We start from the raw sequence: 7,947 nt of genomic DNA, 5'->3' as shown, positions 1-7,947 counted from the left end.
CCGCGAAACCCAACCACCCCTTGAGCCGTCCAAATGGACGCCCACTTTGCCGTCTCTCTCCAAATCCAAATCCTCCGCCGCACATGTGCGCGAAGAATGCCCGCATCAGATCAGCAATGGCAGGAGGTGGTCGACGTCGCGCTTACGATTAGAAAGAGTTGGGTGGGTGCCAACCCACCCCCCTACCCCACCCGCTCCACCTTCCCCTCGAACGCATCGCGCTTCACTCCTTGCAAAAATACACACCCCGGTCCATATTCCACCATACATTCCTCACCCGGACCCCGCCATGACCCGCCTCCTCACCCCCCATATCGCCACGATGACCGAGATGCGCGAGCCGCATAAGGTGCTGGAACGCGCGGGCGGGCAGCCGGTGGCGATCCTGAAGAACTCGGCGGTGGTGGGCTACTTCGTCCCCATCGAGGCGATCGGCAACGCCGCGCACCGGGTCGCGACGCGCGAGGAGGTGATGGAAAGCCTCGCCCGGCGCCGGGCCGTGAACCAGCCCGTGCTCGACTACCTGCGCGACAGATGACCTTTGTCCTGCTGACGCCCGATCTTGTCGAGGCGATCCACGATGCGGTGCTGAACCCCGGCGAATTACCCGGCCGCGCCCGCGACAAATCGCTGGAGGGCGCGCTGGCCCGCGTGGACAACCGCCTCGCCTATGGCCTGATCGGGGACGTCTTCGACCTCGCCGCCGCCTATGCGCTTGCCATCGCGCAGGGTCACTGCTTCAACGACGGGAACAAGCGCACCGCGCATCAGGCGATGGACGTGTGCCTTGACCTCAACGGCATCCGGATCGCGTGGGAGACCGAGGCCGTGGGCCAGACCATCATCCGCGCCGCGCAGGGCCAGATCGACGAGGCCGACCTCGCCCACTGGCTGCGCACCCTCACCTGACAGGAGACCCCATGATCCTCTACGGCATTCCCACCTGCGACACCTGCAAGAAGGCGCTGAAGGCGTTGCAGGCGGCGGGGCATGATGTGACCTTCCGCGACCTGCGGTCGCCGCCGATGACCGAGGCGGACTGGGCGCCGCTGGTGCAGGAATTCGGGCCCGCGCTGATCAACAAATCCTCCACCACCTGGCGCGGGCTCAGCGACTGGCTGCGCGAGTCGGATACCGACGCGCAACTGCTGGCGCAGCCCGCGCTGATGAAACGGCCGCTGCTGCGTGACGGCGACAAGATGACGCTGGGCTGGGATGACAAGGTGCAGGCCGCCTGGCTCTGAAATCCCCGCCGATGCTGATGCCGATCAGCGCGGGCCCGGCGCCGCGGCGGCAGACTGCACGCACCGCAGCCAAAGGAGCATCCCATGCACAAAGCCGCCCTGTTCGTTCCGTTCCTGTTCGCAGCCCTCGCCGGGTGCGAACCGATGGACAATCACGGCCCGCGCCAACCGGGCCCGCCGCCGCCCCCGGTTCAGGCCGAGATCGTGTTCGACAGCCGCATCCAGCCCTATGTCTACGGCGCCGACCGCCGCGACAACGACCACTACGTCGTGCGCTACGACCGCCGCCATGTGCGCGAGCAGGATCTGCTGGGCGGTTTCGGCCCGCAGTGCGGCCCCGGCCGCCACGCCTACCGCGGCAGCGACCCGATCAGCCATCAGCCCGGTCACGACCACAACAACCGGCCGATCCAGCTTGACGTCATGACGATCGAGTGCCGCTAAGCCAAGACCAGGGCGGCCCCGCAAGGGTCGCCCCTCTGGCGCGTCAGTGATCCGGCCGCCCGTGGTGGCCGTATCCCCGCTGTCCCAAGCGGAGAGCCCGATGCGCCTGATGCTGCTGTATCTCCTCACCGCCGTGATCTTCCTCGGGCTCGACGCGGTGATGCTGGTCACCGTGATGCGCCCGCTGTTCGCCGCCCATCTGCAGGGCGTGCTGCTGGTGGACATGCGCGCCGGGCCTGCCGCGCTGTTCTATGCGGGCTACATCGCGGGGCTGCTGGCGCTGGTGTCGGTGCCCGCACTGAAGGTCAGGCGCCCGGTGCAGGCTGCGCTGCGTGGTGCCGTGCTGGGGGTGATGGCCTATGGCACGTTCGAGTTCACCGCTTACGCGATCCTTGCCCCCTGGGCGCTGCGGATGGTGATCACCGACACGCTTTGGGGCACGGTGCTGACCGGCTTCGCCGCCTGGGCGGGCGTCGTGCTGACCCGGCGGTTTCGGCCCTGAGCCACGGTTGCGCCCGGGCGGCTGCGGTGGTCTATTCGGCCCTCAAGAGCAGCACGAGGGCACGATGAACGACCTTCTGAACGGCGACGCCGCCTCCAATGCCTATGACGCCAATTCCATCGAGGTGCTGGAAGGGCTGGAACCGGTCCGCAAACGCCCCGGCATGTATATCGGCGGCACGGATGAGCGTGCGCTGCACCACCTTGTGGCCGAGGTGCTCGACAACGCGATGGACGAGGCGGTGGCGGGCCACGCGACCCGGATCGAGGTGGAGCTGCACGCCGATTATTCCTGCACGATCAAGGACAATGGCCGTGGCATACCGGTCGACCCGCACCCCAAGTTCCCGACCAAATCGGCGTTGGAGGTGATCCTCTGCACGCTCCATTCCGGCGGCAAGTTCTCGGGCAAGGTCTACCAGACCTCGGGCGGCCTGCACGGCGTCGGCGCCTCGGTGGTCAACGCGCTATCCGACCATATGCGGGTTGAGGTCGCCCGCAACCGCGAGCTTTACGCGCAGGAATTCAGCCGCGGCTTGCCCACCGGCCCGATCGCCAAGATCGGCCCCGCCCCGAACCGCCGCGGCACCGCCGTCACCTTTCACGCCGATGCCGAGATCTTCGGCCACCACCAGTTCAAGCCCGCGCGCCTGCTGAAGATGGTCCGCTCAAAGGCCTACCTGTTCTCGGGCGTCGAGATTCGCTGGAAATCCGCCATCCCCGACGGCGACACGCCCGTCGAGGCAACGTTCCACTTCCCCGGTGGCCTCGCTGACTACCTCAACGAAACCCTCGGCAAGGCGCCAACCTACGCCGACAAACCTTTCGCCGGGCGGGTGTCCTTCACCGAAAAGTTCAATGTTCCCGGGCAAGTGGAATGGGCGATCAACTGGACGCCCGTCCTCGACGGCTTCACCCAAAGCTACTGCAACACCGTGCCCACCCCCGAGGGCGGCACGCACGAGGCCGGATTCTGGGCCGCCATCCTCAAGGGCATCCGCGCCTATGGCGAGCGGGTCAAGAACCGCAAGGCCAGCGAAATCACCCGCGACGACCTGCTGACGGGCGGCTGCGCGCTGGTTTCCTGCTTCATCGCGGAACCCGAATTCGTCGGCCAGACCAAGGACCGCCTCGCCACCGCCGAGGCCGCCCGGCTGGTCGAGGGCGCGGTGCGCGACCATTTCGACAACTGGCTCGCCGCCGACACCAGGGCCGCCGGGGCGATCCTCGATTTCCTCGTGCTGCGCGCCGAGGAACGCCTGCGCCGCAAGCAGGAAAAGGAAACCCAGCGCAAGACCGCCACCAAAAAGCTGCGCCTGCCCGGCAAGCTGACCGATTGTTCCGCCACCAACCGCGACAACACCGAGTTGTTCATCGTCGAGGGCGACTCGGCCGGCGGCTCGGCCAAAATGGCGCGCGACCGCACCAATCAGGCGCTGCTGCCATTGCGCGGTAAAATCCTCAACGTGCTTGGCGCCGCGTCGGCCAAGATGGGCGCCAATCAGGAGATCAACGACCTTTGTCAGGCGCTTGGCGTCAGCATGGGTACCAAGTTCAACGTCGACGATCTGCGCTATGACAAGATCATCATCATGACCGACGCCGACGTCGACGGCGCCCATATCGCCAGCCTCTTGATGACCTTCTTCTTCACCCAGATGCGCCCGCTGATCGACAAGGGCCACCTCTACCTCGCCTGCCCCCCGCTCTTTCGCCTGACCCAGGGCGCCAAGCGGGTCTATTGCCTTGATGAGGCCGAGAAAGAGACCTGGCTCGCCAAGGGCATCGGCGGCAAAGGCAAGATCGACGTCTCGCGCTTCAAGGGCCTCGGCGAGATGGACGCCAAGGATCTGAAAGACACCACGATGAACCCTTTGACGCGCAAGCTGATCCGGGTGAACATCGACGACGAGTTCCCGGGCGAGACCAGCGACCTGGTGGAACGGCTGATGGGCAAGAAGCCGGAACTGCGGTTCCAGTATATCAGCGAGAATGCACGGTTCGTGGAGGAGTTGGATGTGTGATGATACGAGACATGCTCAATCGAGTAGTAGCTTACGCCGCGATTTCTCTCGCCTTGCGCCGCCGTCCACCCCTTGATAGGGCCGTATCGTTACTCGACTCTAATTTTATAGTAACTAAAGCTAGAAACCTAAATTCAAATAAAGAGATATTAGTACAGGAGATTACTCGGTGCAAAATTGTAGGAAAGGAGTGGGAAGGATCATCTTACTCAAAGGACGTAACACTAAGGCTGGACGAATTGCGAAACTATCAAATCTTCTTTATGGAGATATTTCGCGGTCTGCAAGTAACCTATGATTCTCCCATTGAATTCCTATGTCACTTCCTATCTATGCGCACATGGCGTAATTGGCTTCTGCGGGAGCTTAGACAAAGAAGATTCAACAAGATTGTTTCGTTTCAGCATGACCGAATGGAGGTTCTTCGAAAAGTCACCAACCATACCTATTTTCTAATGGGAGATCGACGACAAACTATCGAGCCTGACGTTTCGCTTACGGCGGTGATGGAGTTGCTTTACTCGAATATGATATTCTCCCATCCAAGTTACTTTCAGGAGAGCTCACGATTGAGTTTCATTCTGGACTCCTTATGCGAATCAGATGACTTAAGAAGAGTCGCGGACGCATATCGACTTGCGCCCAAGGCCATCGCGACATTGACCGAGCACGATTTATCCGAAAGACGTCACGTTGATAATTTAAAACAAAATAGACGCCTATTCTGGTTAACCGTCGTCTTGGCCCTTTCTGCCGTCGCGGATTTTGCCGAAAAACTCTATCACGATTTATTCCAAAGCTAGCAATCTTCGGTTGCAAATCACCCCACCCGCCCCAAATTTTAGCCAAGACGCAACCTTTCCGTTGTCTTATCCCTGCCACGGAAGGATTCGACCGGAAGGGACAGGATGTCTGACCAGAACGACACACCGGGCAGCACCACGCTCGACCCGCAGGATTGGGCGGGGCTGCGGGCGCAGGCGCACCGGATGCTCGATGACATGCTCGACCATCTGGAACACCGGCGCGATCTGCCGCTCTGGCAGCCCGCCCCGCCTGCGGCGCGCGCGGCCTTTGGGGCGCCCCTGCCGCAGGCGCCGACCGCGCTGGAACAGGTGCACGGCGAGTTCCTGACCCATGTGCTGCCCTACGGCGCGGGCAACACCCATCCCGGCTTCATGGGCTGGGTGCAGGGCGGCGGCACCCCGGTGGGGATGCTGGCCGAAATGCTGGCGGCGGGCTTCAACGCCAACGTCGGCGGTCGCGACCACATGGCGATCGCCGTGGAACGCCAGATCACGCTCTGGATGCGCGACCTTTACGGCTTTCCGGCGACGGCCGACGGGATTTTCCTGACCGGGGCGAGTCAGGCGAACTTCCTCGCCGTGCTGATCGCCCGCACCCGCGCGCTGGGGCCTGCGGTCCGCAGCGACGGCATCGGCGCGGCGCGGCTCACCGCCTATGCCTCGGCCGAGGTGCACGGCTGCGTGCCCCGCGCGATGGAGATGGCGGGGCTGGGCCGCGACGCGCTGCGGCTGATCCCGGCCGACGCGATGGGCCGGATCGACCTGGCCGCGCTGGATGCCGCGATTGCCGCCGACCGCGCGGCCGGGGCGCGGCCCTTCCTTCTGGTCGGCACCGCGGGCACGGTGAACACCGGCGCGATCGACGACCTGCCCGCGCTCGCCGACCGCGCCGCCGCCGGGGGCCTGCATTTCCACGTCGATGGCGCGCTGGGGGCCTTCGCCCGCCTCTCGCCCCGCCTCGCGCCGCTGCTGAACGGCATCCAACGCGCCGACAGCCTGGCCTTCGATTTCCACAAATGGCTGCAGGTGCCCTATGACGCGGGCTACCTGCTGGTGCGCGACCGGGCGTGGCAGCGTGACACCTTCGCCGCCGACAACGCCTACCTCAGCCGCGCCGAAACCGGCCTTGCGGGCGGCGACTGGTGGCCCTGCGACACCGGGCCCGACCTGTCGCGCGGGTTCCGCGCGCTGAAAACGTGGTTCACGCTGAAGACCTATGGGCTCGACGCGATGGGCGAGATGATCGCGGGCACGTGCGCGCTGGCCGCCCACCTCGCCACCCGCATCGCCGCCGAGCCGGGGCTGGACCTGCTCGCCCCGGTGGCGCTGAACGTCGTCTGCTTTCGCCCCGCCGGTGACAGCGATGGCCGCCGCAGCGCCCGCATCGTCGAGGCGCTGCACCACGAGGGGCGCGTGGCGCCTTCGGTGACGCGCATAAACGGCGTGCCCGCGATCCGCGCCGCCATCGTCAACCACCGCACCACCACCGCCGATATCGACGCGCTGGTGGCGGGCGTGCTGCGGCTGGAGGCCAGCCTTGCCTGAACCCCACTCGCCTCCGCCCCGCCCGCTGCCGCCCCCCGCCGCCTGCCTGACCGGCCTTGCCGCGCTGGCCCGCATCGCCTTCGCGCAGGGCGACCTTCGCCCCGAGGCCGCCCGGCTCATTGCCCGGCTGGAGGCCGACCCGCTGGATGCCGCCGCGATGGTGGACCTTGCGACCGTCCTGCAAGCACAGCGGCAACCCGCGCCCGCGCAGGCGCTGCTGGCCGAGGCAATGCGGATCCGGCGCGACTACGCCGTCGTGCATGGCGACGGCAGCGGGCGCCATGTGCTGGCGCTGGTCACGCCGGGCGACTTCATGGCAAACACCCCGCTCGACTTCCTGCTGGAAGGCTCGGATGCCGTGCTGCGGCTGCACTATGTCGATGCCGACACCGACAGCCTCGACGACCTGCCACCGCATGACGCCGCGATGCTGGCGATCGGCGAGGCCCCCGCCCATCGCGCCGTGCTGGCCCGGCTGGCGCCGATGTTGGCGGACCTTCCCCGCCCGATGCTGAACGGCACCCCCGCCCGTATCGCCCGGCTGACGCGCGACGGGGTTGCGGCGCTTCTGGCCGATGCGCCCGGCGTGCTCTGTCCGCCCACCGTCCACGCCGACCGCGCCGCGCTGGCACCGCTGGCGACCGGCACCGCGCCTGAAACGCTGTATCCCGGGTTGCACTGGCCGCTGATCCTGCGCCCGGTCGGCACCCATGCCGGCGCCGGGATGGAACGGGTGCTCGATGCCGCGCACCTTGCCGACATCCTCGCCGACACCAGCGCGGATGCGTTCTACCTGACGCGCTTCATCGATTTCCGCGGCCCGCACGGGCTCTATGCCAAAGGCCGCGTCGTGCAGGTCGAGGGGCGGCCCTATCCGGTGCACCTTGCCCTCTCGGAGGATTGGATCGTCCACTACCTCAGCGCCGGGATGGAGGCCGACGCCGCCAAACGCGCCGCCGAGGCGGCCTGGATCGCCGGGTTCGACACCGACTTTGCCCGCCGCCATGCCGCTGCCTTCGCCGCGCTGGCCGACCGCATCGGGCTCGACTATTTCGGCCTCGACTGCGCCGAGGCGCCCGACGGCCGCCTGCTGGTGTTCGAGGTCGATGTCGCGCTGATCGTGCACGACATGGATGACCCGGCGGTCTTTCCCTACAAGGGCCCGGCGATGCGCCGCCTGATGTCCGCCGTTCAAACGATGCTTTCGCGCCACGGATTGCCCCGGCCAGTGTCGTGACTGCGACCTGTTGCCACAGAAAAGCCTTGAATCGGTCTACACTAGGATGCGAGGCAGAAGAGCAAGTCGCAGGAAAAACGGGAGGAATCTCCGGTGAATGCGCACGCCGACGGTCATCTGTTCCCCCCGACCCCGCCGCGCGAGGA

General features: G+C 65.9%; 8 protein-coding genes. All 8 read left to right on the top strand.

The features are described 5' to 3' along the window. Nucleotides 1-289 precede the first annotated feature (289 nt). The 8 genes from AC11WY_RS14875 to AC11WY_RS14840 all read left to right on the top strand — a co-directional run bounded on the left by AC11WY_RS14875 (nt 290) and on the right by AC11WY_RS14840 (nt 7,801). Entirely contained in the window at nt 290-538 is a 249-nt protein-coding gene (locus AC11WY_RS14875; protein ID WP_482926868.1) for a hypothetical protein, read from the top strand. Then, a complete protein-coding gene (locus AC11WY_RS14870) occupies nt 535-909 on the top strand; it encodes a type II toxin-antitoxin system death-on-curing family toxin (RefSeq protein ID WP_482926866.1) in 375 nt (124 codons plus the stop codon). The genes AC11WY_RS14875 and AC11WY_RS14870 overlap by 4 nt, the downstream gene beginning before the upstream one ends. Nucleotides 910-920: 11 nt before the next feature. Continuing rightward, nucleotides 921-1,244: an arsenate reductase family protein gene (locus tag AC11WY_RS14865; protein WP_482926864.1), complete on the top strand. Its 324-nt coding sequence runs from the start codon at nt 921-923 to the stop codon at nt 1,242-1,244. Between the two features lie 84 nt (nt 1,245-1,328). After that, nucleotides 1,329-1,688: a hypothetical protein gene (locus AC11WY_RS14860; RefSeq protein WP_482926862.1), complete on the top strand. Its 360-nt coding sequence runs from the start codon at nt 1,329-1,331 to the stop codon at nt 1,686-1,688. A 100-nt stretch (nt 1,689-1,788) separates the two neighbouring features. Further along, a complete protein-coding gene (locus tag AC11WY_RS14855) occupies nt 1,789-2,190 on the top strand; it encodes a DUF2177 family protein (RefSeq protein WP_482926860.1) in 402 nt (133 codons plus the stop codon). A gap of 64 nt (nt 2,191-2,254) precedes the next feature. Then, on the top strand, nt 2,255-4,213 hold the full coding sequence (gene parE, locus AC11WY_RS14850) for a DNA topoisomerase IV subunit B (RefSeq protein WP_482926858.1): 1,959 nt from the start codon (nt 2,255-2,257) through the stop codon (nt 4,211-4,213). Nucleotides 4,214-5,121: 908 nt separating this feature from the next. After that, nucleotides 5,122-6,564 (top strand): pyridoxal phosphate-dependent decarboxylase family protein, encoded by a 1,443-nt coding sequence (locus tag AC11WY_RS14845; RefSeq protein WP_482926856.1) that lies wholly within the window; start codon nt 5,122-5,124, stop codon nt 6,562-6,564. Beyond that, entirely contained in the window at nt 6,557-7,801 is a 1,245-nt protein-coding gene (locus AC11WY_RS14840) for a hypothetical protein (RefSeq protein WP_482926854.1), read from the top strand. Before AC11WY_RS14845 ends, AC11WY_RS14840 begins: the two co-directional genes overlap by 8 nt. Nucleotides 7,802-7,947: the final 146 nt, after the last annotated feature.

This window comes from Solirhodobacter sp. (genome assembly GCF_964715405.1).
Note: the sequence above shows the minus strand (reverse complement) of the source record. Positions and strands in the feature narration are given on the sequence as shown.

Coding starts and splice junctions, on each gene's coding strand:
- AC11WY_RS14875 (WP_482926868.1), top strand. CDS start 290: ATGACCCGCCTCCTCACCCCCCATATCGCCACGATGACCGAGATGCGC.
- AC11WY_RS14870 (WP_482926866.1), top strand. CDS start 535: ATGACCTTTGTCCTGCTGACGCCCGATCTTGTCGAGGCGATCCACGAT.
- AC11WY_RS14865 (WP_482926864.1), top strand. CDS start 921: ATGATCCTCTACGGCATTCCCACCTGCGACACCTGCAAGAAGGCGCTG.
- AC11WY_RS14860 (WP_482926862.1), top strand. CDS start 1,329: ATGCACAAAGCCGCCCTGTTCGTTCCGTTCCTGTTCGCAGCCCTCGCC.
- AC11WY_RS14855 (WP_482926860.1), top strand. CDS start 1,789: ATGCGCCTGATGCTGCTGTATCTCCTCACCGCCGTGATCTTCCTCGGG.
- parE (WP_482926858.1), top strand. CDS start 2,255: ATGAACGACCTTCTGAACGGCGACGCCGCCTCCAATGCCTATGACGCC.
- AC11WY_RS14845 (WP_482926856.1), top strand. CDS start 5,122: ATGTCTGACCAGAACGACACACCGGGCAGCACCACGCTCGACCCGCAG.